Here is a 23,587-nt window from a genome sequence, read left to right as displayed (position 1 = left end):
AGTACCTGGCTACGAACCAGGCGGTCGGGAGTTCGAATCTCTCCGGGCGCACCATTACACCGAAACAGCAGGCCTCGGCCTGCTGTTTTTTTTATGCGTGTTTTTCGGCAGGGCTGCGCCCTGCCTCCGCCGAAGCAACGGCCGGAGCAACGGCCGGAGCAACGGCATCAGCAGAAGCTGGGGTTTCGTGGGATGGTGGGACGGTATGGGTAGGCAGGACACGCCGTAAACCCATCCATGGGGGCTCGATGACGGCATCCATGCCGCCAACGGTCCTGCCTACCCATACCGCCCCACCTCTGACAGATTTCCGCGATCGGGTAGATCCACGCCATGCGTGGATGAATCTTCATCGAGTTCGACTATTTCGCTATCTGTGAGATCTGAGCCGAGCATGGCTCGGCTCTACAGACGTGCAGACCGTTTGCGGAGATCTGTCGAAGGCGGGGTGGGTCCCCACAGCAAACCAGCTTCTGCTGTTGCTGTTGCTGTTGCTCCAGCTCGTAGCGGGTGCAGGGCGCAGCCCTGCCGTACCCCTACCCCCTTGCCATTGCCTGCCACCACTGCGACAGCAGCTCCGGCCTGCGCAGGCGCTCGCGCCACCAGCGCAGGGCCGCGCCATCCTCGCCGGTGCGCCAGGCCAGCCAGAACGTTTCTTCCGGCTTGTGCTCCTCCACCTCGCGTATCACCAGCTGGCCACGCGCCACCGCCGCGCGCGCGCAGGGCTCTGGCAGAAAGCCGAAGCCCACGCCCTCACACTGCAACTTCAGCTTGCTGGCCATGTCCGGCACGGTCAGCATCTCCTGCCCCATCAGCAGGCCGACCGTGCGCGGCAACAGCCGGCGCGCCGAATCGGAGACGGCGATGGCGCAATGCTCGACCAGCTGCTCGCGACCGAGCACCCCCGGCACCGCGGCCAGCGGATGATCGGGTGCGACCGCAAACACGAATTCCACCGTGCCCAGCGGCTCAACCACGTAGCCGCCGCCACTGGGACCCTCGCCCGGTGCACCAACCAGCAGATCGGCACGCCGATCAAGCAGCGCCTCCCAGGTGCCTGAAAGCGCCTCGCCGATCAGCCGCAGCCGGGTCGGCGCCTCGGCCTCACGGAATGCGGCAATATCCGGCCCCAGCAGCCAGGTCGGGAACACCGAATCCACCGCCAGGGTCAGTTCGGTCTCCCAGCCGGACGCCACCCGGCGCACCCGCAGCTCCAGTTCACGGGCCGCCCGCAGCAGGTGCCGGCCTTCGTCGAGCAGGGCCCGGCCGGCTTCGGTGGGTTCGGCGCGCGGACCGACCCGGTCGAACAGCTGTACGCCCAGGTCCTCCTCCAGCTTGGCCACGGTGTAGGAGATGGTCGAAGGCACTTTGTGCAGGGCCTTGCCGGCGCCGGCAAACGAGCCCCGGCGGTCGATGGCATCCAGGATCTGCAGGGCATCGAGGCTGAGCTTGAGCATTCGAATTTTTCGATGATGGCTGTCAAAACTATCCGTTTTTCAAACCCAGGGCGCAAGCGGATACTTCTCTTCAACGGGGAAACACAGCGGCTACCGGCCCACCCCGCCCCATCGAAACCATCGAACAAGGAGATTCCATCATGCTGCAGATCCGCAAGAGCGCTACCCGTGGCCTGGCCGAGCATGGCTGGCTGTCCTCGCGCCACACCTTCTCCTTTGCCAGCTACTACGATCCCCGTTACGTCAGCTTCGGCCCGCTGCGGGTGATCAACGAAGACAAGGTGATCGGCGGCCAGGGCTTCGGTACCCACGGCCACAGCAACATGGAGATCATTTCCTATGTGCTGGGCGGCGCACTGGAGCACAAGGACTCGATGGGTACCGGTTCGGTGCTGCGCTACGGCGACGTGCAGCGCATGAGTGCCGGCAGCGGCGTCACCCACAGCGAGTTCAACCACTCGGCCGACGAAACGGTGCACTTCCTGCAGATCTGGATCTTCCCGGACAGCGAGAACATCACCCCGTCCTACGAGGAGACCCACTTCACCCCGGACAGCAAGCGCGGCCAGCTGCGCCTGATCGCCTCGCCGGATGGCGCCGATGGTTCGCTGCGCATCCACCAGGATGCCCGCATCTTCGCCACCATCCTCGATGGCGGCCAGAAGCTGCACCACGCGCTCGGCACCGGTCGTGGCGCCTATGTGCAGGTGGCTCGTGGCCAGCTGCAGGTCAATGGCATCACCCTGGAAGCCGGTGATGCGCTGCAGGTCAGCGACGAAGCGCAGCTGACCCTGGAGAACGGCAACGATGCCGAAGTACTGGTGTTCGACCTGCCGCTGTAACCACAACGCCCGCGATGCCGCAGCGCATCGCGGGCGTATTTGTAGAGCCGAGCCCATGCTCGGCTGCGGTTTGACAGCCAGGCGAGCGTGGGCTCGGCTCTACAAGACCCGCATCAGAACCTGTAGTTCAAGCTCAGCCGCACGTTGCGCGGCTCGCCCCAGGTATAGGTGCTGTACCAGTTGAAGATGGTGTAGTAGCGCTTGTCGAGCAGGTTGTTGACGTTGATCGTGGCCGACAGGCGATCATTGAACTGGTAGCGCGCCATCGCATCCAGCAGCCAGTACGGCTCGGTGCGATGCACCACCGTCGCCTTGCTGGCCGGATCGGTGATGTCGCCGAAGGTCGAGTCCTGCCAGCGTGCGCCGCCACCCAGCGTCAGCTTTTCCCAGGCGCCGCGCAGGCGGTAGCTGGTATGCAGGCTGAACTGGTTTTCCGGCTCCAGCGTCGACACCTTGGTGCCCGCCTGGCGGGCGATCTTGTGGGCGAAACCACCCTGCACCTGCCAGCCCTCGGCCAGCTGGCCGGACAGCTCCAGCTCGTAACCCTTGGTACGTACCCCCATCAACGCGCGATAGGCGATGTCGCCGGACGGTGTGCGGCCACTGGTGGCCTGCGCGAAGTTGTCCTGGTCAAGCTGGAACAGCGCCGCACTGGCATTGAAGCGGCCATCGAGGAACTCGGCCTTCAGGCCCATCTCGTAGCTGCGGCCCTCCAGCGGGTCCAGGGTTCTGCCCTGCTCGTCACGCTCACCCTGCGGCTTGAAGATGGTGCTGTAGCTGGCATACACCGAATAGTGCTCGCCGAGGTCATAGACCACGCCGGCATACGGTACGTAGACGCCGGTCTCGCGGGTGTCCGGAGAACGGTAGCTGGCCAGGCGGCTGCCGACGATCAGCTTCAACGGATCCGCCACATCGAAGCGACCCACCACGTACAGGCCGTTCTCACGGGTCACTTCGTTGTTGTCGTAGCTGCGCTGCCACTGCGGCTCGGCAATATCGCCGCTCCAGCTGCGGTAGTCCGGCACGGTGTCCGGGAAGCCCGGCTGCGGGCCATAGCCGGTGTTGGTCCAGCGCTTGCGCGATGCACTGCCACCGACCACCAGCTCATGCTCGCGGCCGAACAGGCCGAAATGGCCGCTTACATAGAAATCGGCAGCATTGCTGACGGTCTTGCCGACGTACTTGCCGAGCCACAGGCTGACGCCCTCGCCGGTCAGCGGATCCGGGTTGCCGGCGGCGGCGCCGGCCAGGGCCGCGTCATAGCCGTTGACCTGGTGGTTGAGCTGCAGCTTGGCCACCCAGTCGTTGGCGAAGGTGTGCTCCAGCGTGGCGAAACCGGTACGCACATACTGGCGCCAGCCCGCCCAGCGCGCGCCGTTGTTGAACGAGCGCGGCATGCGGTTGAAGTTGCCGGCGCTGTCCAGCAATGGAATGCCGCCCCAGGTGGAGCCCTTCGGATCGCTGTCCATCACATCGCCACCGACCGACAGCAGCGTGCGCTCGCCCAGATCGGCCTCCAGCACGGCGTAGCCGACCTTGCTGGTGCGCTGGTAGTGATCGAGGTTGGAATGCTTGTCTTCCCAGGCCCCCACCGCGCGACCACGCACGCGGCCATCGGCGGTCAGCGGGCCACCCACGTCGAGCTCGGCACGATAGTCGTCCCAGCGGCCGACACCGAGCGTGGCGCTGCCGGCGAAATCCTTGCCCGGCTTCTTGCGCACCAGGTTGATGGTCGCCCCCGGATCGCCCATGCCGGTCAGCAGGCCGGTCGCACCCTTGAGCACTTCAATGCGATCGTAGATGGCGGTGTCGCTGAGCGTGTTGCCGGCGGAGTACGCCGAGTTGCGCGACATCGGGATGCCGTCGTACTGGAAGTTCTGCACCGCGAAGCCACGCGCGTAGTACTCGGTGCGCTCGCTGTCGTAGGTGACGATGCTGATGCCCGGCGTCACCCGCATCACATCATCGATGCCATGCAGGCCGAAGTCGTCCATCTGCGCGCGGGTGATCACGCTGATGGTCTGCGGCGTCTGCCGCGGGGTCAGCACCAGGCGGGTGGCGGTGGCGATGGTCCCCGGAGTGTATGCGCCACTGCCTTCGGTGATGGTGCCGAGCAGGTTGGCGGTGACCTGCACCGTCTGCAGGGTCTGTGATGCGGACGCCGGTGGCGCCTTGTCCGGATCGGGGGTGGACTGCGCAGCGGCAATACCACTGCCGGCCAGTGCGGCGATCAGCAGGCCTTGCGCAAGCGCCTGCGGCAGTACACGGCGGCGCGGCAATGAGGACGGAACACGGACAACAGGCAGCACGACGGGACCTCCACGAACAGGTGGGATCCTCTGGCGGCGGCTGGAGGGAAGAGAGGGACGCGGCCGGACGGCCGCGGCGCAGGAGTGTACTCCCCTGCGCCGCGCCTGTCGTGCGCGCCGCTGCCGCGGGCTCAGCCGCCGATGGCGGCGCAGGCTTCCAGGATCAGCGCGGTCACTTCCTTCGGCTTCGAGGCCAGCGAGGCATGGCTGGCATCCAGTTCCAGCAGCCGCTTGGGCTGCATCCGTGCAGCCATGGCCGCCTGGTTGCCGGGAGCGATCATGCGGTCATGGCGGGACAGCTGGTACCAGCTCGGCCGGTGCTTCCACGCCGGATCGCTGATCGCATCGCCGAAGGTGCTGGCCAGCGGCGCCTTCTGGGTCACGGCCATCACCCGGCCCTCGTCGTCGCTCAGGTCCTGGCAGAAGCTCTGGTGGAACTTGTCCACGCGCAGCCACAGGTAACCATCGCTGTCCGGTGCCAGGTTCGGTGCTGCCTCCGGCAGGTGCTGCTTGGGTGATGCCGCCGGGGCTCTCGCCGGCATCGGGGGCGAACGCGGCGATGTACACCAGTCCTTTCACGTTGGCCTCGTTGCCGGCTTCGCTGATCACCGCGCCACCGTAGGAGTGGCCGACCAGCAGCACCGGCCCGTCGATCTGGCGGATCATGGCGCGGGTGCGTCCTGCGTCGTCGGCCAGCGAGGTCAGTGGCAGTTCCACCGCCTGCACGCGGTCATGGCCGTTGCGATGCAGCTCCAGGATCACCTTGGCCCAGTGTGCGGCCCCGCCCCAGAATCCATGGACAAGGAGGATGGTTGGTGTGGTGCTCATGTGCGGGTCTCCGGCAGCGGCCGGCGGAATGCGGGCCGTGCCCTCACTGTGCGTGCGCGGCGTCAATCACTGGTGACGCCTCCGGGTCACTCTCACCCCTGCAATCGTATGCGTTGCCCAATGCTCCGCATGGCACTTGCCGATCCTCGCTGGAAACGTTTTCATGGCGGTTCCCTGGAGCTTCCCATCGCGCATGACGCCTTCATCCCCACGTGCCCAGCAGCACGCGACCCGTGCCGCCTTCTTCATTCCCGGATTCGCCACGGCGGCATGGGCGCCGATGGTGCCCTACGCCAAGGCCAAGGCCGGGCTGTCCGATGCCAGCCTCGGTGCCGTGCTGCTGTGCCTTGGCCTGGGCTCGCTGCTGGCGATGCCGCTGGCGGGTGCATTGACAGGACGGCTGGGATGCCGTCGACTGCTGATCGCAACCTGCGCGATGGTGCTGCTGGCACTGCCGATGCTGGCGCTGGCGCCCTCGCCGCTCGCGCTGGGTGCCGCCCTGTTCCTGTTCGGCGCCGGCGTGGGGGCGATGGACTGCACGGTGAACATGCAGGCGGTGGCGGTCGAGCGCGACGCCGGGCGCGCGATGATGTCCGGCTTCCATGCGTTCTACAGCATCGGCGGCTTCGTCGGCGCTGGCTGCATGACCGGCCTGCTGATCCTGGGCACGCCGCTCTGGCTGGCCGCGCTGCTGTCGGTGGCGGCGTTGCTGCTGGTGGCAGTGCTGTCGGCACCGCACTGGCGGCCGCAGCGGATCCTGCACGAAGGGCCGCTGCTGGCAGTACCGCATGGCGTGGTGCTGTTCATCGGCGTGCTGGCCTTCGTGGTGTTCCTCGCCGAGGGCTCGATGCTGGATTGGAGCGCGGTGTTCCTGGCCGAGATGAGGCAGGTACCGCGCGACCAGGCCGGCGCCGGCTTCGCGCTGTTCACCCTGGCGATGACCGCGATGCGCCTGTTCGGCGATGGCATTGTCGAGCGCCTCGGCCGCACCCGCACGATGGTCATCGGCGGCATCACCGCTGCGGCGGGCTTCACCCTGGCCACGCTGGTGCCGTCGTTCCCGGTGGCGCTGGCCGGCTACGTACTGGTTGGCCTGGGCTGCGCCAACATCGTGCCGGCGCTGTTCTCGATGGCCGGCCAGCAGCGGGTGATGCCGGAGAGCATCGCCATCACCGCCGTCACCACGCTGGGCTATGCGGGCATCCTCGCCGGCCCGGCAGCGATCGGTGCGCTGGCCCATGCCACCAGCCTCGGCTTCGCCTTCCTGTGCGTCGCCGCACTGCTGCTCGGCGTCGCCGCCTCGGCCCACACCCTGTCACGCCGCCTGCCCTGACAGAAAAAGGGGACGGAGGGGATTAAGCCGTTTTCGCCCTGTCGATTTGCGACTTAATCCCCTCCGTCCCCTTTTTTCAGCTGCGGGCGGGGGGCGCGGTGGCGGTGCCGTGCACCAGCCATTCGGCCTGGGCCGGCAGCTGCGGGGCCGGGCAGGCGCTTTGCGGGTGATGTTCGTCGCGGGCCATCCAGTCATCGACTACCCCGGCCAGCAGGTCCAGCCGCAGCGGCAACGTGATGTGGTCTTCGCCACGCATCTCGATGTAGTGCGCGCGCGGGTTGGCCTGAGCCAGCTCACGGCCCTGACTGACCGGAATGTGCTGGTCGCCCTGCCCGTGCAGCAGCAGCACGCAGGCACGGGTATCGGCCAGCGCGCGGGCGACGTCCACGCGGTCCAGGTCGACATCGATACGACGGCTGGCGGCGGCGATCACCTGGTTGATGTCCTGCCCGCCATAGCGCCAGCGCGCGTACGACGCCACCGCCTGCGCCTTCAGTCCTTCCGGCTGCAAGCCCATCAGGTGCGGGATCATCGTGCGGATCGCCACGCCTGCATTGGCAAATGACTCCATCGCCACCACGCCGGCCACCTGGTCGCCCAGCTTGTCGGCAGTGAACACCGCAGTAGCCGCACCGTAGGACACACCGAACAGGTACAGCGGCCCGGTCACTTCACCGCGTGCGCGCAGCTCGCCGATCACATCGACCACATCATCCGATTCGTAGGTGCCGTAGCCCGACGGGCCTGAGCCTGACTGGCCATGATTGCGCAGGTCGAGGGTGACCACGCGGTAGCCGGATTCGGCCAGCTGCAGTGACCACGGCAACATCGAATCACCGTTCATCATCCACCCATGCAGCAGCACCACGGTGCCACGCGGCGCCTGCGCACGGAATGGCTGCGGCACCGACAGGCTCAGGCCGGTATCCAGCGGCAGGCCATTCTCATGGCGCTGCGGCAGGTAGCGGTAGCGTGCGCCGTAGTCGCCGGGATCGAACACGCGCCAGAAGATCGGCACGCCATCGCGCCCCGGTGCGAAGCCGTGGCGGTTGGGCAACTCGGCGATGGCCGCGGCAATACGTGGACGGTCGAGCAGGGTCGACACGCCACCCGGCGCGATCAGGCGATCGGCGAGCGAGGTGGATGAGGCATTGATCGAGGAGGAGCATGCAGCCAGCCACAGGCCGGCGCACGCCAGCAACAGCAGCAGCAGGCGCTTCATATCACGTCAAAGGGGTGAATCCGACAGGCTGCGACGTTAACGCCGCGCAGGCCCGCCATCTATCGCGCGCGGATGACGGCTTGATGACAACGCAGGAACGATTCAGCTTGGTGTACAGCCTGTATCCGTTCAGTCATTGATCCGGATCAATGAACGCGCGCGCGGCAATGCCCACAGTGCCGCCATGCGCACCTCGTTCAAGCTCGCCATTGCCCTGGCCGCCACGCTGGCCGCCGCCTACGGCATCGCCCGCACCACGCCCTACTGGTTCGCGCCACGCCAGACGGCGCAGGTCGACATCCACGACCCGGCGCTGATCGCGCAGGGGCAGTACCTGTCACGTGCCGCCGACTGTGCGGCCTGCCACACCGCTCCGGGCGGCAAGCCGTTCGCCGGCGGGCTTGGCATGCAGACGCCGATGGGCACGATCTACTCGACCAACATCACGCCCGATCCGGAAACCGGCATCGGTGCCTACGACTACGCCGACTTCGAACGCGCCGTGCGCCGTGGCATCCGCCATGATGGCCAGCCGCTGTATCCGGCGATGCCGTACGCCTCGTACGTGATCGCCAGCGATGCCGAGATCAAGGCGCTGTATGCCTATTTCATGGGCTCGGTACAACCGGTGAAGCAGGGCAACGCCGACAGCACGATTCCGTGGCCGGCCAACATGCGCTGGCCGCTGGCCTGGTGGCAGCTGCTGTTCGCACGCCCGCGCACCTTCAGCCCGGATCCGTCGCTGGACGCCGGCCAGCAGCGCGGCGCCGAACTGGTTGAAGGCCTGGCCCACTGCGGCGCCTGCCACACGCCGCGCGGCCTGGCCTTCCAGGAAAAGGCAATGGCCGACGACGGCAGCCGCCAGTTCCTGTCCGGCTCGGTACTGGAGGGCTGGTACGCGAAGAACCTGCGCAACGAATCGACCGGCCTGGCCAGCTGGAGCGAGGGCGAGATCGTCGACTTCCTGCGTACCGGCCGCACCGACCGCTCCGCAGCCTTTGGCGGCATGGCCGACGTGGTCGAGCACAGCACGCAGTACCTGTCCGACGCCGACCTGCTGGCGATGGCACGCTACCTGAAGCAGCTGCCGGCGCGCGAAGGCCGCAGCGCGCAGTGGTCACCTGCTGCCGACACCACCACGGCAGCACTGCGCAGCGGTGACTACCGTGTGGCCGGCGCGCTGGCCTATGCCGAGCACTGCCAGGCCTGCCATCGCGCCGACGGCCGCGGCATGCCCCGCGTCTATCCGGCGCTGGCCGGCAACTCGATCGTGTTCGCCGATGATCCCAGCTCGCTGGTGCAGGTGACCCTGATCGGCGGTCGCACGCCTCATACCCCGCACGACCGCATGGCGTTCACCATGCCGGGCTTCGAGCAGCTGCCGAACGCGCAGCTGGCGCAGATCCTCACCTTCATCCGCAGCAGCTGGGGCAACCAGGCCAGCGCGGTGAGCGAGGTCGACGTGGCGCGCATGCGCCGGGTGGTGCGCGACAAACCGGTGCACTACGTTCCGCAGGAGGCTGCACGATGAAGCGTTCACGCAGACGTTCCCGCCTGCTGCTCGGCGCTGCCATCGCCGCCGCGCTGCTGGCCACGGTGGGTACCCTCGCCTATCGCCATCTCTACCCGGACCTGGACGCCGCCGTCGCCAGCACGCTCGACATCCTCGATGCGAAGGGCACGGTGGTCGGCCAGTACCACGCTCCCAGCGCAGAGGAGATCGCCGGGCTGGGCAATGCCGAATCGGTGATGCTCGGCCGCCGCATCCTCAACGAGACCGCGCGGCTGCTGCCGGACAATGTCGGCAACGATCTGAACTGCAACTCGTGCCATATGGCCGAAGGCAAGCGGCCGTTCGGCAACCACTACTTCAACACCGGTGGCGGTGCCTATCCGCGCTACATGCCGCGGCCGGGCAAGGTGATCGGGCTGGCCGAGCGCATCAACGGCTGCCTGCAGCGCTCGATGAACGGCAAGCCGCTGCCGAAGGACTCGCAGCAGATGCGCGCGATGCTCGACTACATGGCGTGGCTGAACCGTCCGGTGCCGGAGGGTGCACGCGTTGCCGCGCCCAGCGAAGGGCCGATCGACAGCACGCTGACGCCGGACCCGATCCGCGGCCAGGCACTGTACGCCGTGCAGTGCGCCGCCTGCCATGGCGACAACGGCGAAGGCCGCCGCGATGCCAGTGGCGACATCGCGTTCCCGCCGTTGTGGGGCGACCACAGCTTCAACATCGGTGCCGGCATGGCACGCCTGTACAAGGCCGCCGGCTTCATCAAGCACAACATGCCGCCGGCGGTGACCCGTGAGCCACCGCTGGGGCAGCAGGTGATGCCCGACCAGGATGCGGTGGACATCGCCGGCTACTTCATCAACCAGCCGCGGCCGGACTTCGCCAACAAGGGCAAGGACTGGCCGCGCGACCCGAAACCCAAGGACGCGCGGTACTGAGGAAGCGCCTGCTCAGCGCTTGACCAGTTCGACCCGGCGGTTGCGTGCCCGGCCTTCCTCACTGCCGTTGTCGGCCACCGGCGTGCCAGCGCCGAAGCCGGCCGCCTGCAAGCGTTCGGCAGCGATGCCCCGCGCGGTCAGCACCGCCAGCACCGACCTGGCGCGATCCTCCGACAGGCTGCGGTTGTGCGCGGCGGCACCACTGTTGTCGGTGTGCCCCTCGATCGACAGCTTCAGCGATGGGTCCGCACGCAGCAGCTCCAGCACCTGCAGCAGCTGCGGATCAGAGCTCGGCAGGATCTCCGCCTTGTCGGTGGCGAAATTGACCTGGATCGCCACCCGACCATCACTGTCGAGCTTCTTCTTCAGCGTGTCAGCCGGCAGCAGCGTCGCGGTCTGGGTGAAGCCCTTGCGCTCGGCCACCACCCAGCCCGCGCTCAGATACTCCAGCCGGGCATGCACCCACACCTGGCGGCCATCGGCCAGGTCCACGCGATAGACCACGGCGTCGTAGGTGTTCCAGTTGTAGCTGGCTGCGTCGCCGTAGGTCGACTGCACCTGCTTCGGCACGCCCTCGGCCGCCTCGCGCGGGATGCGCCCCTCGAACACCTGGGTGGCGTTGACCTGGGCCATCATCGCCGCCAGGTTGCGACGCACTTCGTGCATCGAGTACTCGCGCTCGCCCTTGTCGAAGTCGACCGCGAAGGTACGGCCTTCGACCTGCTCGAAATGGTCGCCGGTCCAGAACGGGAAGGCGTCGAAGTCACGCTGCTGGGCCTTGTTGCGGTCGCGATAGCCGGCCGGCAGTGACAGGTGCGGGAAGCTGTCCGACCACTGCGCACTGGCCTTGAACGGCACTTCATCCACCACCACCAGGCCGGCACCGTTGCTGTCCACCGCCAGCTGCACCCACACGCTGCGATTGGCCTGGCGCAGCACGTAGACCGTGGTCGGCGCCTCCTGTTCGCCGTTCACCGCATCGATGAAGCCCCCGCCGATCTCGCCTTCCAGCTGCGGGCCATAGTAGATGTCACGCAGCAGCTTGCCTTCGAACACCTTGCGGCCACCGGCGGCAGTGATCACGCCATCGAAGTTGCGCTGTACTTCCAGCGCGGAAAAGGCCTTGTCGGGCGCGGTCTTGCTGTCGGTCACGATACGTGCCGACCAGCTTGGGCCTTCCACCCAATGCACGCCCTCCCCCATCCGGAACGGGAAGCGTGCCCATGCCCGCGCGTTCGGTGCGTTCTGCGCTGCATAGCCCTGTGGCAGGCTGAAGAACGGCAGCGCACCCAATGCGGTATCGCTCAGCGGCACGCTGCTGGTGTCGAACGGCACCAACGGCACCGCCTTGCCATCGCGGTCGGTCACTGCAGCGCCGTCGGCCGCTGCGGAAGAAGCGGACGCTGCAGCCGCCGGTGCGGCGTCTTCGCCTGCAACAGAAGGCGCCGCCGGCACGACGGCCTGCTCGCCCGTGGGTGCCCGGTTGCAACCTGCCAGCAGCACCAGTGCCGCGCCCCCCAGCCAGATCCTTGATCGCTTCTGCATCGCTACCGCCTCAGGTCCATTGAAGCGCCGAGCATACCCGAAGGTCGTGACCGCCCCCACAGTGCCATCGTTCGTGCGCCGCCACGTCATGCCCATGTCATTGGCGCTGCCGACACTCCGGGGCTTCCTCCTCTGAAGGTCCGGTTTCGATGCGAACGACTGCGCGCTTTCCCCGTGTCTCGCTGCTTGCCCTGCTGATCGCCCCCGCACTGGACGCCCTGGCTGAAGCACCGCAGGGCGATACCGCGGAAACGCGCGGCAGTGAAGCGCGCACCCTCGACCAGGTGCAGGTGATCGGCCAGGCCACCAGCTACGCCAAGACCTCGGTGCGCGCGGAAACGCTGAACCGGCAGACCGTGATGAGCAGCGTCAACGATGCGCTCAATGAAGTGCCGGGCGTGGTGGTCAGCGAGGCTGATGCCACCGGTTCTTCGGTCTGGGGCACGCAGATCAGCATGCGTGGCTTCGTCACCAACCGCGATACCCAGCAGATCGGCACCACCATCGACGGCCTGCCCAATGGTGGCTCCGGCTACGGCGGCGGCTCGCTGGCCAACCGCTACATCGACACCCTGGACCTGGAGACGGTGGAAGTCAGCCAGGGCACCGCCGATATCTCGTCGCGCTCGAACGAAGCCCTCGGTGGCACGCTCAACTTCCTCACCAGCGATCCGCTGCAGGACAGCCGCCTGCGCTTCGTGGTCGGTGCCGGCGACAACGAGGCACGCAAGTACTATGTGCGCTACGACACCGGCATGCTCGGCGGCCACACCCGCGCCTGGGTCAGTGCCTCCTCGGCACGCGTGCACGACTGGATCGACGGCAGCGGCCACACCAGCAACGACCACATCGCCGGCAAGTTCATCACCGAACTGGACCGCTGGACGCTGACCGGCTACCTGTCCTACAACGATGCCGACGAGCCGGAATACACCAGCGTTTCGCCGAAGGGCTTCGCCACCAATCCGGACCGCGACAACCTGGTCGGCACCCTCACCGGCATCCCCTACCTGGACCAGAACTACCGTTCCGGTTCACGTGCGCTGCGCGAGAACACCTTCGGCTACCTGCGCGCGGCCTTTGACGGCGGCAATGGCTTCAAGGCCTCGGTCGCGGCCTACGGGCACCGCATGGAAGGCCGCGGCGACTGGCTGCCGCCGTACCTGGCGCAGGTCAGCGATGACGGTGCGGGCCGCCCCGAGTCGGAATACCTCGGTGGCAGCACCGTGTATGGCGGCAGCAACCGCGGCCAGATCTTCTTCGTGAACCCCGATGGCAGCGCCGCACAGCGCCTGGCCAGCTGCACGCCGCGGCTGGGCTTCAGTGCCGAGTACGATCCGAACTGCTATGCCGGCAAGGTGCTGGGCGCGCAGTCCTACCGCCATACCCACTACGACAACAACCGCAAGGGCGTCACCGCCGACATCGAGTGGCGGCAGGCCTTCGGTGCGGTCGACAACACCATCCGTGGCGGGCTGTGGGTGGAGAAGCTGGACCGTTCGGCGCGGCGTGACTGGCATCGCCTGCTCAACGTCGGCCAGGACATCGGCTTCGACCACCAGCCGTACTGGGTGCAGTTCGAGGACAAGTACAAGGTCGACGAACAGATGTACTACGTCGAGGACGTGGCCCGCTTCGGGCCGTTCAGCGCCCGCCTGGGCGTGAAGCAGTTCTTCGTCGACCAGTCGCGCCGCCGCGTGATCGGCGCCAGCGAGCATGTGAAGTCCGATTCCAAGTCCGATCCGCTGCTGTCCACCGGCTTCACCTGGGCACCGGGCGTGGAGGGCATGGAGCTGTTCGCCGGCTTCTCGCAGAACTTCGCCGCCATTCCCTCCGGCGTGCTCGGCGAGACCGACCCGCAGCGCTTCCGCAATGTCGAGCCGGAGACGGCCGACAACATCGAAGTGGGCATGCGCATCAGCCGCTGGCCGCTGACCGCTTCGGTCACCCTGTACAACATCAAGTTCGACAACCGCATCGTCTACCTGCCGGCCGGCTTCGTCAGCGGCATCGACTACCTGGGTGAGACCGACGGCGTCTACGAGAACTTCGGCGGCGTCGAGAGCAATGGCCTCGAAGCGGCCTTCGGCTACGGCTGGGACAACGGCTGGCGCCTCAACGCGGCCTACACCTACAACCGCTCCAAGTACCTGGGCAGCGGCAATGCCGCCCGCGATACCCAGCTGGGCATCGTCGACGGTGCCAAGGTGATCGGCCAACCCGAGCAGACCCTGGTGCTGTCGGCCGACTGGCAGGGCGCGAACTGGAACTTCGGCCTGTCCGGCCGCTACCTGGGCACGCGCTATCTCGATGCCGCCAACGTCAACAAGCTGCCCTCGGCCACCGTGTTCAATGCCAACATCGGCTTCGACCTGCAGGGACTTTCGCCGCGGCTGAAGGGTATGGGTGCCAACCTGGTGGTGAGCAACCTCACCGACAAGCGGTATCTTGCAGGGGTGGACGGCCGCGACAACGCCTTCATCGGCGCCCCGCGCACCGTCGGCATCTCCTTCCGTGTGGACCTGTGAGTGAGCCCGTGACCGATATCGGCCGACGCCGGTTGTTGCAGGCCGGCGTTGCCGCCGGCCTTTCCCCGCTGCTGCCCAGCATCGCCCGGGCCGCGGCGATCGCCCCCGCCGCGCAGACGCGCAGCCTCGAAGACCTGCAGCACATCGTGGTGTTCATGCAGGAGAACCGCTCGTTCGACCACTACTTCGGCACGCTGCCGGGTGTACGGGGCTTCGGCGATCGTTTCGTCGCGCCGGCGTCGGCGCTGCAACCCGGCGGCCGCACGCGCAGCCTGTGGCTGCAACCCGACGCCAGCGGCCAGCGCGCGATCGCGCCGTTCCCGCTGGATACCGCCGCGCATTTCGGCTACATGCGGGTGGAAGGCACTCCGCACACCTGGCCCGATGCCCAGCGTGCCTGGGACCACGGGCGCATGGGGCAGTGGCCGAAGGCCAAGCAGAACCACTCGATGGGCTACTTCCAGCGCAGCGACCTGCCTTTCCAGTTCGCCCTCGCGGACGCCTTCACGATCTGTGACGCCTACCACTGCGCGATGCAGGCCGGTACCAACCCGAACCGGGTGTTCCTGTGGACCGGCCACAACGATGCAGCCGCGCGCGCGGGTGGACCGGTGATCGCCAACTCGCACGACAACTTCCCCGAGCATGGCGGGCATCCGGCATCGTATCGCTGGACCAGCTACGTCGAACGGCTGCAGAAGGCAGGGGTGTCCTGGCAGATCTACCAGGACATGGCCGACAACTTCACCGACAATCCGCTCGCCGGCTTCGAAGCGTTCCGCCAGGCCTATCGCGCCGCACCAGGGCATGACCCGCAGCTGCGCGCACGCGGGATCAGCACGCGGGGCCTGGCACAGCTGCGCCAGGACGTGCTTGGCGGGCACCTGCCGCAGGTCAGCTTCATCATCGCCGACGCAGCCGGCAGCGAGCATCCCGGCCCGTCCAGCCCGGCCCAGGGCGCTGCATACACCGCCAGGGTGCTGGATGCATTGACCGCCGATCCGGACGTCTGGAGCCGCACCGCCCTGCTGCTGATGTTCGACGAGAACGACGGCTTCTTCGACCACATGCCACCGCCGGCGCCGCCTTCGGCCGTGCCCGGTGGCTGGGCAGGTGCATCGTCGGTCAGTACCGCAGGGGAATACCATCACCATCCTGCACCGGGTGACGAGAAGCATGACGCCGCCGAGCTTCGCGGCCGCCCCTACGGACTCGGCCCGCGCGTGCCGCTGTACGTGATCTCCCCCTGGAGCCGGGGCGGCTGGGTCGATTCGCAGGTATACGACCATACCTCGGTACTGCGCCTGATCGAACGCCGCTTCGGCGTCGCCGCACCAGACATTTCCCCGTGGCGCCGTGCGATCTGCGGCGACCTGAGCAACGCGTTCGATTTCGCCCAGCGCGATACCCGCCCGTTCGTGCGCGGCCTGCCCGACATCAGCGCGGTGGCGGCACGTGCCGCGGCCCTGCCGGGGCGCACCGTACCGGCGCTGCCGGAAGGGTTGCACCCCGCCCAGCAGGAACCCGGCGTCCGCCCGGCGCGCGCCCTGCCCTACCGGCCACAGGCCGCGATCGCCGCCATCGATGAATCAGGCCTGGACCTGACCTTGTCGTGCGACGGCGCGGCGGCGGTGCTGCATGTCTACGACCGGCTGCGGCTGGGGGCCGTGCCACGCCGCTACACGCTGATTCCGGGCACGCCGCTGCAGGCGCGCTGGCCACTGGATGCCCAGGGCCGCTATGACCTGTGGCTGCTCGGACCCAACGGCTTCCACCGCCACTTCCAGGGCGCCGCCAGCGCGCCCACCGTGCAGGCAACGGTCGAACATGCGGATGGACAGCTGCGGTTGCGCCTGCGCAATCCTGGCGACCGCGCACAATCGCTGCACATCCATGCCGCAGCCTATGCCGGGCACATGCCCGAGCAGACCCTTGCGCTGCCGGCCCATGCCGAAACCACGCTGGCATGGGATGCGGCCCCCACCGCCGGCTGGTATGACCTGCACGTCAGCGCGGGTGAAAGCACGCTGCGCCTGGCCGGGCGTGCCGAAGACGGGCGCACCGGCACCAGCGACCCGGCGATGGGCAGCGGACCGCTACGGTTCGAGCACGATTGACCCCCGCCTGTAGAGCCGAGCCTGGCTCGGCTCTACAGGGAGGCGTGGCCGGTTCAGGCCTCCTGCAGGCCAGGCCGACCGTGTTCAACCGCGTAGCGCTTCCAGCTCTGCACGGCTGCGTCCGGCTGCATCACGGCCGGCAGCGTCTTCATGTCACCGATCCAGGCATCGCGGGTCACGTCACACAGCACATAGCCACGCTTGTCGATGGTCGCCTTCAGGTGCGGGCTGTGCCGCAGCTGGTTCTCGGCATACGCGTCGACACCCTGGCCATCGGCACCGGAGGTGATCGAGGTGGCGAGGAACTCGCTGGAGACCACACCGGAATCACGATGGTCCTGGACCAGGTCGCTGGCGTAGTGGCGATGGGCATCGCCACAGGTGGTCACCACATTGCCGAAGCCAACCGTCTGGATGTGATCGAGCAGGCGCCGGCGGCTGTCCAGGTAGCCGGACCACTGGTCTTCGGACGACTGCACCACCCCGTCCTTTTCGCGCATGTAGTTGCCGAGCGCCACCTGGTGGGCGATGGTGTGCCAGCGCGGCGTCGCATCGGCCAGGCCTTCGAACAGCCAGCGTTCCTGCTGGGTGCCGGTGATGCTGCGCGCGGGTGATTCCACCACCGCACGCAGCGCCATGTCCACCTGCTTGCTGCGGTACTGCCGGGTATCGAGCAGATGCAGGTCCATCAGGGTGCCATAGCGCGCGCGCCGGTACATCTGCATGTGGCCGTCGCGCGGGAATGCCGAGCGACGCAGCGGCATGTTCTCGTAATAGGCCTGGAACGCCTGCGCCCGGCGCAGCAGGAACACTTCGCTGGGCGTATCGTCCTGGTCTTCGGCACCGGCCCAGTTGTTGTCCACCTCGTGGTCATCGAAGGTCACGAACCACGGTGCTGCGGCATGTGCCGCCTGCAGGTCGGCATCGCTCTTGTACTGCGCATAGCGGCGACGGTAGTCGTCCAGGGTATAGGTCTGCGGCCCGACATGGTTGCGCAGGTTGGTGAACGGCTGGCCGTTCATTCTGCGCAGGCCCGGCTGGCTCTCGCCTTCGTAGATGTAGTCGCCATAGTGGAAGACGAAGTCCAGCGGCTCCTCGGCGATACGCCGCCACGCGGTGTAGTGGCCCTCTTCGTAGTGCTGGCAACCGGCCACCGCGAAGCGCACGCGATCCACCGCCGCGGTCGCGGCCGGGAGCGTACGCGTGCAGCCCACCGCGCTGGCGTGCCCCGCTACCGTGAAGCGGTACCAGTACGGCCGACCCGGTGCCAGTCCTTCCAGCTCCACGTGCACGGCATGTCCCAGCTCCGGATGGGCCATCGCCGAGCCCTGCCGCAGCACCTTGCGCATTCCCTCGTCTGCCGCCAGCTGCCACTCGACCCGCATCGGCCGGGTCGGCATGCCGCCGCCGAACAGCAGGGGTGCAGTGGCCAGCCGCGTCCACAGCACCATGCCGTCGGCCGAGGGATCACCCGAAGCCACGCCGAGGGTGAATGGCGTATCGGCAAAACGCGGCGACGCCAGCAGATTGCGTGGGTTCAACGCGGTGGCATCGCTCTGCGCGGCCAGTGCTCGCGCCGTGCCCATCCACGCGCCGGCGGCGGAAAGACCGGCCAGTGCCAGGAAGCGCCTGCGGTTGAAGGTATCCATGCGCGCTCCTCAGTTGTAGATGATGTGGAAGTAGAAGAAGCGGCCGTAATCGTCGATCTCGGTACGGAAGCGCCCGTTCGGGCCGGTGCTGTAGGTCGGCTGGGTGTTGAACAGGTTCTTGGCTTCGTACTTCAGCGTCACGTGCCGGCTGACCTTGTGGCTGAAGGCCATGTTGAAGGTCATATAGGGGTCGTAGTACGAATCCAGCCACTCGGTATCGCCGAAATCGACCAGCATCCTGCTGCGGTAGGTTCCGGACATGCGCAGCTGCGCGCCCTTCCACGGCATGCGCCAGATCACCGACCCATTGAGCGACCAGTCCGGCTGGTACAGCAGGCGGTCCAGGCGGCGCTCGCTGCCGTCGCTGATGCGGTAGTTGGTCTGGCCCTGCAGGCGCGTCGCGTTGGCGTACATGTCGAAGCGCTGGCGCCCCCACTGCAGGTTGCGGTTGGCCACCGCGAACTCCACGCCGCGCAGCTTCGATTCATCGGTATTCATCGGCTGGGTTACCCGGTAGCGGGTATCCCCCACGTTCTCGAAGGTGGTCAGGGTATAGATGTCGTCCTTGATCACCTTGTCGAACAGTGCGACCGAGACCAGCCCGTTGTTGCCGTTGAAGTACAGGTCCCACGCCAGGTCGATGTTGGTGGAGCGGCGCGGCTGCAGGTTGGCGTTGCCCTGCTTGATGGTGCAGAAGCCCCTGCCCTCCTCGTCATCACCACAGCTGGTGCTGCTGGCCTGGGCGATGTTGCTGGGCGTCGGCCGGCCCAGCGTGCGGCTGGCGGAGAAGCGCAGGCGCTGGTCCTCGCTCAGCTTGAATGTTGCATTCAGCGACGGCAGCAGGTTGTTGTAGCCGCCGTCGGTCCTGCGGAATGCCGAGGTATAGGTGGTGCCACCATCGTTGCTGAACGGGCTGTACGCATCGAAGCGGGTGTGGTCGTAACGCAGCCCGCCGATCAGCAGCAGCCGGTCCCAGGCATAGTGCGCGGACGCATAGGCGTTGCTGATGTCCTCGACGTATTTGTAGTCACTGGTGAAATTGGCATTCGGATAGGCCGCGTTGTTGTTGCCCAGCCTGGGGACCAGCTCCTCGTTCCACTTGCGGTTGTCGATCAGCGGGAAACCCGGCACGCTGCCCAGCAGGGTCGATCCCGGATACAGATAGTCGTTCAGCGTCGCGCTGCTCTTGAAGTAGTCGAAATCGATGTCCTGCCAGATCTTCAGATGGCGGTACTCGGCACCGGCAGCCAGGCCGAAGCCGCGTGCGTCCGCATCGATGTTGTAGCTGAAGTCGGCACGCAGGTTGTCGATGCTCTCCTTGGCATCGCGCGGCGAGACATAGGCCTGTGCCGGGTTGAGCTTGAACGCCGAGGTGGTCAACAGGCTGGAATCGGAGACCGCCACCGCGTTGGGAAAGCCGTGGCTGTCGTTCTCGTAGTCCACGAACAGATTGCTCGGGTAGGCGCGCACGCCCCAGTAGACCTGGCTGTTGTGGAAGGTCTCCTCGGTGTGGCCTGCACGCAGGGTCAGCCGCGAGCGATCACCGATGTCCCAGTTGAAGCTGGCGATGGCACCCCGGTTGCTGCGGTCCCAGCGGTCGTGCCGGTTCTTGATGTAGATGCTGTTGATCTGGGTGGTGCCGCTGTCGGCGGTCTGGTTGCGGATCGGAAACTTGGCATTGCCGTACAGGTCGGTCTTGTTCATCGTCGAGTTCTCGTAGAACCGGTACGAGTACAGCAGCAGCGACGCGTAGAACGGGTCGTCCGATGGCTTCCATTCCAGCTTGGCCGAGCCACCGAAGTTGGTGATGAAGTTGGTGTAGGTGCCGGTACTGAAGTTGCCGGGTGCGCGCAGCCCATTCCAGCCCTTGGCCTGGTCCGGTCCGGTGCTGCCGTCGGTGAGGTACTTGCCGGCATCGTTGTAGTAGTAGTTCGATTCCACCCAGCGCTTGATGCTGTTGCGCGAGCGCTGCTCGTAGCGCGCCACGGCGACGATGCCGAACGCCTGGTCGGCACCAAACTGGTTGGAGAACACCATCTTGGCGCTCTTGCCGAAGTGGCCGAGCGTCTGGTGATTGCCGCCTGCGCTGCGCTCGACGTTGGTCTCCGCGGTGGAGTGGATTCCGGCAACATCGGCGAAAACATACTTGCCGGATCGATCGAACGCGCTGCGGCTGATGATGTCGATCACGCCGCCGATCGCATCCGGTGCCTGTTCAGCGCTGAAGCTCTTGTAGATGTCGGTACGGGTGCCGATGTCGCTGGGAATCAGCTGCAGGTTGTTCATGCGCTCACCCGAGCCACTGCCACCCACGCTGGCGATCGCGATGCCATCGATGGTGGTGTAGTTGAGGTTGGCCTGCACGCCGCGCACGGTCACGTAGCGGGGTTCACCGGCATCCTCCACGGCGCTCAGACCCGGCGCGGCCATCAGGCTCTCGGCCAGGGTCTCGTCACCGTAGCTGTCCATCTCGTCGTAGACCACCGAGTCCTTGATCACCGGCGAGGTCTTCTTCTGGTCGATCACTTCGTGCGCGGCAATCACCTTCACCGTACCCAGGGTCGGGGCCACCACCGCCTCGGCTTCGCGCGGCTTGTCTGCGGCCGGCTTCGGCTCACTCCGCGCCGGCGCCGGATCAATGGCAATCACGTTGCCGTCGACCACCGTGTAGCCCAGGCCGGTACCGGCCAGCAATGCGTCCAGCGCCTGCTTGACGGTGGCGCCGCGCGGCACGGCACCGCCAATGCGGGCGTCACTGCCAGCCGCGTACAGGAACTGCACGCCGGAACCGCGCGACAGCTGCTCCAGCGCACGCGCCAGCGGCTGTGCCGGGATCGGCGCGGAGACACGGGCATCCAGGCCATCGCCGCCGGCCGCGAAGGCCAGCGGAACGCTGCAGGGAGACAGGGCGAGGATGATCGACAGGTAGAGCGTGTTCCGCATCACGGGTCCTTGCAAGAGAGAGGGCAACAAGTGCCGCTGCACGATTCGACAGGGGCTTCTCCCAAGTAAGAGCCCGCTTCTTCCGAAGTGGAGAACGCGGATTCGATGAATCTTTTCTGACAGTGCACAGCCAGGCCGGCTTCAACGACTTCCGACCCGTACCGTGTCGCCTTCGCGGCGGACCACAAAGCGCGGATCGCGCTCGAGGAAGGCCTGCAACGCACCGATGCGGTGTGCATCCAGGCTGCCCGACAGCCGCGCCGATGCCGCACCCTCGTCCAGTACCCGTACCTGCACCGCGTTGTGGCGGTTGAAGGCGGCGGCCACCTCATCCAGCCGCTCGTCCAGGAACGACACCTTGCGCTGCTGCCAGTCCAACAGCATCGACAACGGCATATCCAACGACTGCACCGCATGGCTGCGCGCATCCACCTCGACCACACGGCCTTCGCCCAACGCGGCCAGGCGTCGGGCACCGGCGCCCCGGCTCCATATCTCGACCTGCCCGGAGACCACGCCGACGCGCGTGCCCTGCAGCCGGCGCGACACATCGAACACCGTGCCGATGTCACGGATCTGCAGGCCGTTGACCCGGACCTCGAACGGACGCCGGTCGCGCGCGATGTCGAACGTGGCCTCGCCCTGCAGCAGTTCCACCCTGCGGCTGAACCAGCCCATGCGTACCCGCAGGCGGCTGTCCGCATTGAGCCGCACCTGGGTCCGGTCGGGCAGCACCAGGTCGCGCAGCTCCGCGTGGTCGGCACTGTAGATCTGTTCGGCAGGCATCACCTGCGGCAGCAGGCCAGCCGCCAGCAGTGCGATGCAGGCCGCGGCGGCCACGGCGATCCAGCGCGTGCGGCGGCGGCGCGGCAGGTCGCGCACCGGTGGCGGCGTGCGGGCGAACAGCGGAACCACCTTGGCCGAGGCCGCCTGCCGCGGCGGCGGCGGCGCCTCCTCGGGCAAGGGCAGCTGCAGCGCTTCACCCACCTGGCGGTGCAATGCGAGGGCGCCCATGTAGGCGCGCACATGCTCGGGGGAACGCTTCATCCAGTCCAGGAAGGCGAGGCGCTGGGCCTCGCTCAACGGCCCTTCGCGATTGCACAGGAACCACTCGGTCGCCTCGCCCGCGATTTCGTCGCCGGGCGCCTGCGATGGATTCCGGTTCATGTCAGCTCCTTGGCGCCCAGCGCCTTCCTGCATGCTTCCAGACCCTTGCCGATATGCTTGCGCACCATGTGCACCGATACCTGCAGTTGCTGGCTGATGCCCGGGCAGTCCAGCCCGTCGCGGTAATGCAGTTCCATCACCCGCCGGGTGGTGGCCGGCAGCTGTGCAAGGGTGCTGCGGATGCCGTTCCAGCGCTGTGCACGCTCGAACTCGCCCTCGATGTCTTCTTCGCTCTTCAACACTTCAGCCAGCAGATCGACGTCCTCCAGCGGCGGCAGCGACGATCGCGCGCGCGCGTGTTCGCGCGCCAGGTTGGCCGCGACGGTGAACAGGTAGGCTTCCGGATTCTCGATCGCCGCAGCGTGCTCACCGGTGCTGCGCAGCAGGCGCAGATAGACCTCCTGCGCCAGGTCGTCAGCATCCTCGCTGGCGGAACCGCGGCGCAGGAAGAAGCCACGCAGCAGCCGACGCCGCAGCGCATAGCTCTTCTCCCAGATCCTCACGCTGTTCACGACCGGCCAACCACCCCGAGGCTGGAAAGCCCCGCAGGGTGACGGCCGCTGATGACAGTGGCGTTTCAGCCGCGGCGGCGCTGCCGCTAGAATGCCGCCCCCTGCAATGTCCTGGCAGCCGGTACAAGGAGTACCCCTCAATGAACGCACGCACCGCCATCAACACCCTCAGCAGCCTGCTGTTCCTGCTGCTGGTCGCGCACACCACGGCCTACCAGCAGCAGATGTGGTCGCCCAGCCGGGTCATCCACGTGCATCCGGTAGTCGTCGCCCTCGCATACGCACTGGGCCTGCTTACGCTGCTGCTGTGGATCGGGGGACGTCGCATGCCGGAATACTGCCAGCAGCTCGCCGGCTGGCTGCCCATCGTCGCCTGGTGCCTGCTGGGCATCGGCGTAGCGGTCATCCCGATGTTCTTCCCGGGCGTGTCCCCAGCCTGATCGCAGGCAGCGGCCAGCGCATCGGCCCATCATACGGCGCTGCGCGCCAAGCCCTGCTTGCCAGAGATCCAAGCGGGGCCCGCCTATCGAAGCCGCAGGGCCAGGCCTACGCTTGCGTTCTCGGTGGCCGCCACGGTCGCCCTTCGCGTCACGGCCCCGCCGTTGCGACCCCGCTCCAGCGCAGTGCGCCCTGCCGGTGTTGTCGCCCAGGCAGAGATCCGACCGGCGCCCTCTGGAG

At 67.1% G+C, this 23,587-nt stretch carries 15 protein-coding genes and 1 pseudogene; 7 read left to right on the top strand and 9 right to left on the bottom strand.

All coding sequences use genetic code 11. The annotated features are described in order from the left end of the window. Window positions 1–536: 536 nt before the first annotated feature. Window positions 537–1,457 carry a LysR family transcriptional regulator gene (locus tag Q0P60_RS18815; protein ID WP_100443621.1) on the bottom strand — a complete coding sequence of 307 codons (921 nt, stop codon included), beginning with the start codon at window positions 1,455–1,457 and terminating at the stop codon, window positions 537–539. Window positions 1,458–1,597: 140 nt separating this feature from the next. Here Q0P60_RS18815 and Q0P60_RS18810 point away from each other — a divergent pair, with 140 nt between their 5' ends. Then, entirely contained in the window at window positions 1,598–2,299 is a 702-nt protein-coding gene (locus Q0P60_RS18810; protein WP_294997033.1) for a pirin family protein, read from the top strand. 113 nt (window positions 2,300–2,412) lie between these two features. Here the strand turns inward: Q0P60_RS18810 and Q0P60_RS18805 are convergent, their stop codons facing one another. Both Q0P60_RS18805 and Q0P60_RS20640 read right to left on the bottom strand, forming a co-directional pair. Then, window positions 2,413–4,611, bottom strand: coding sequence for a TonB-dependent siderophore receptor (locus tag Q0P60_RS18805; protein WP_294997031.1), 2,199 nt, complete (start codon window positions 4,609–4,611; stop codon window positions 2,413–2,415). 131 nt (window positions 4,612–4,742) lie between these two features. Continuing rightward, window positions 4,743–5,439, bottom strand: a pseudogene (locus tag Q0P60_RS20640) (alpha/beta hydrolase). A gap of 193 nt (window positions 5,440–5,632) precedes the next feature. Between Q0P60_RS20640 and Q0P60_RS18790 the strand changes: the two are divergent. Further along, on the top strand, window positions 5,633–6,772 hold the full coding sequence (locus tag Q0P60_RS18790; RefSeq protein WP_294997029.1) for an MFS transporter: 1,140 nt from the start codon (window positions 5,633–5,635) through the stop codon (window positions 6,770–6,772). Between the two features lie 76 nt (window positions 6,773–6,848). Here the strand turns inward: Q0P60_RS18790 and Q0P60_RS18785 are convergent, their stop codons facing one another. Continuing rightward, window positions 6,849–7,994, bottom strand: a complete 1,146-nt coding sequence (locus tag Q0P60_RS18785) for an alpha/beta fold hydrolase (protein WP_294997027.1) — start codon at window positions 7,992–7,994, stop codon at window positions 6,849–6,851. A 184-nt stretch (window positions 7,995–8,178) separates the two neighbouring features. Here Q0P60_RS18785 and Q0P60_RS18780 point away from each other — a divergent pair, with 184 nt between their 5' ends. Then, a complete protein-coding gene (locus Q0P60_RS18780; RefSeq protein ID WP_294997025.1) occupies window positions 8,179–9,525 on the top strand; it encodes a cytochrome c in 1,347 nt (448 codons plus the stop codon). Then, the gene (locus tag Q0P60_RS18775) at window positions 9,522–10,448 is read left to right on the top strand and encodes a c-type cytochrome (RefSeq protein WP_294997024.1); all 927 of its coding nucleotides are present in this window, start codon (window positions 9,522–9,524) and stop codon (window positions 10,446–10,448) included. The genes Q0P60_RS18780 and Q0P60_RS18775 overlap by 4 nt, the downstream gene beginning before the upstream one ends. Before the next feature lie 12 nt (window positions 10,449–10,460). On the opposite strand, the gene Q0P60_RS18770 is transcribed toward Q0P60_RS18775, so the two are convergent. Continuing rightward, window positions 10,461–11,993 carry an OmpA family protein gene (locus Q0P60_RS18770; RefSeq protein ID WP_294997022.1) on the bottom strand — a complete coding sequence of 511 codons (1,533 nt, stop codon included), beginning with the start codon at window positions 11,991–11,993 and terminating at the stop codon, window positions 10,461–10,463. Between the two features lie 149 nt (window positions 11,994–12,142). Here Q0P60_RS18770 and Q0P60_RS18765 point away from each other — a divergent pair, with 149 nt between their 5' ends. Both Q0P60_RS18765 and Q0P60_RS18760 read left to right on the top strand, forming a co-directional pair. Beyond that, window positions 12,143–14,521: a TonB-dependent receptor gene (locus Q0P60_RS18765; RefSeq protein WP_294997020.1), complete on the top strand. Its 2,379-nt coding sequence runs from the start codon at window positions 12,143–12,145 to the stop codon at window positions 14,519–14,521. An 8-nt stretch (window positions 14,522–14,529) separates the two neighbouring features. Then, window positions 14,530–16,638: a phospholipase C, phosphocholine-specific gene (locus Q0P60_RS18760; protein ID WP_294997019.1), complete on the top strand. Its 2,109-nt coding sequence runs from the start codon at window positions 14,530–14,532 to the stop codon at window positions 16,636–16,638. Between the two features lie 53 nt (window positions 16,639–16,691). Here the strand turns inward: Q0P60_RS18760 and Q0P60_RS18755 are convergent, their stop codons facing one another. The 4 genes from Q0P60_RS18755 to Q0P60_RS18740 all read right to left on the bottom strand — a co-directional run bounded on the left by Q0P60_RS18755 (window position 16,692) and on the right by Q0P60_RS18740 (window position 22,909). Continuing rightward, the gene (locus Q0P60_RS18755; RefSeq protein WP_294997017.1) at window positions 16,692–18,287 is read right to left on the bottom strand and encodes an alkaline phosphatase D family protein; all 1,596 of its coding nucleotides are present in this window, start codon (window positions 18,285–18,287) and stop codon (window positions 16,692–16,694) included. Between the two features lie 9 nt (window positions 18,288–18,296). Then, the gene (locus Q0P60_RS18750) at window positions 18,297–21,230 is read right to left on the bottom strand and encodes a TonB-dependent receptor (protein ID WP_294997015.1); all 2,934 of its coding nucleotides are present in this window, start codon (window positions 21,228–21,230) and stop codon (window positions 18,297–18,299) included. 141 nt (window positions 21,231–21,371) lie between these two features. Further along, entirely contained in the window at window positions 21,372–22,397 is a 1,026-nt protein-coding gene (locus Q0P60_RS18745; RefSeq protein ID WP_294997013.1) for a FecR domain-containing protein, read from the bottom strand. Next, window positions 22,394–22,909, bottom strand: coding sequence for a sigma-70 family RNA polymerase sigma factor (locus Q0P60_RS18740; protein ID WP_294997011.1), 516 nt, complete (start codon window positions 22,907–22,909; stop codon window positions 22,394–22,396). The genes Q0P60_RS18745 and Q0P60_RS18740 overlap by 4 nt, the downstream gene beginning before the upstream one ends. A gap of 140 nt (window positions 22,910–23,049) precedes the next feature. On the opposite strand from Q0P60_RS18740, the gene Q0P60_RS18735 reads away from it, so the two are divergent. Further along, on the top strand, window positions 23,050–23,349 hold the full coding sequence (locus Q0P60_RS18735) for a hypothetical protein (protein ID WP_294997009.1): 300 nt from the start codon (window positions 23,050–23,052) through the stop codon (window positions 23,347–23,349). The last annotated feature ends 238 nt before the right edge of the window (window positions 23,350–23,587 follow it).

The organism is uncultured Stenotrophomonas sp., assembly GCF_945952405.1.
Classification (GTDB): domain Bacteria; phylum Pseudomonadota; class Gammaproteobacteria; order Xanthomonadales; family Xanthomonadaceae; genus Stenotrophomonas.
The sequence above is the reverse complement of the archived record's forward strand: the minus strand, read 5'-3'. Positions and strand labels throughout refer to the sequence as shown.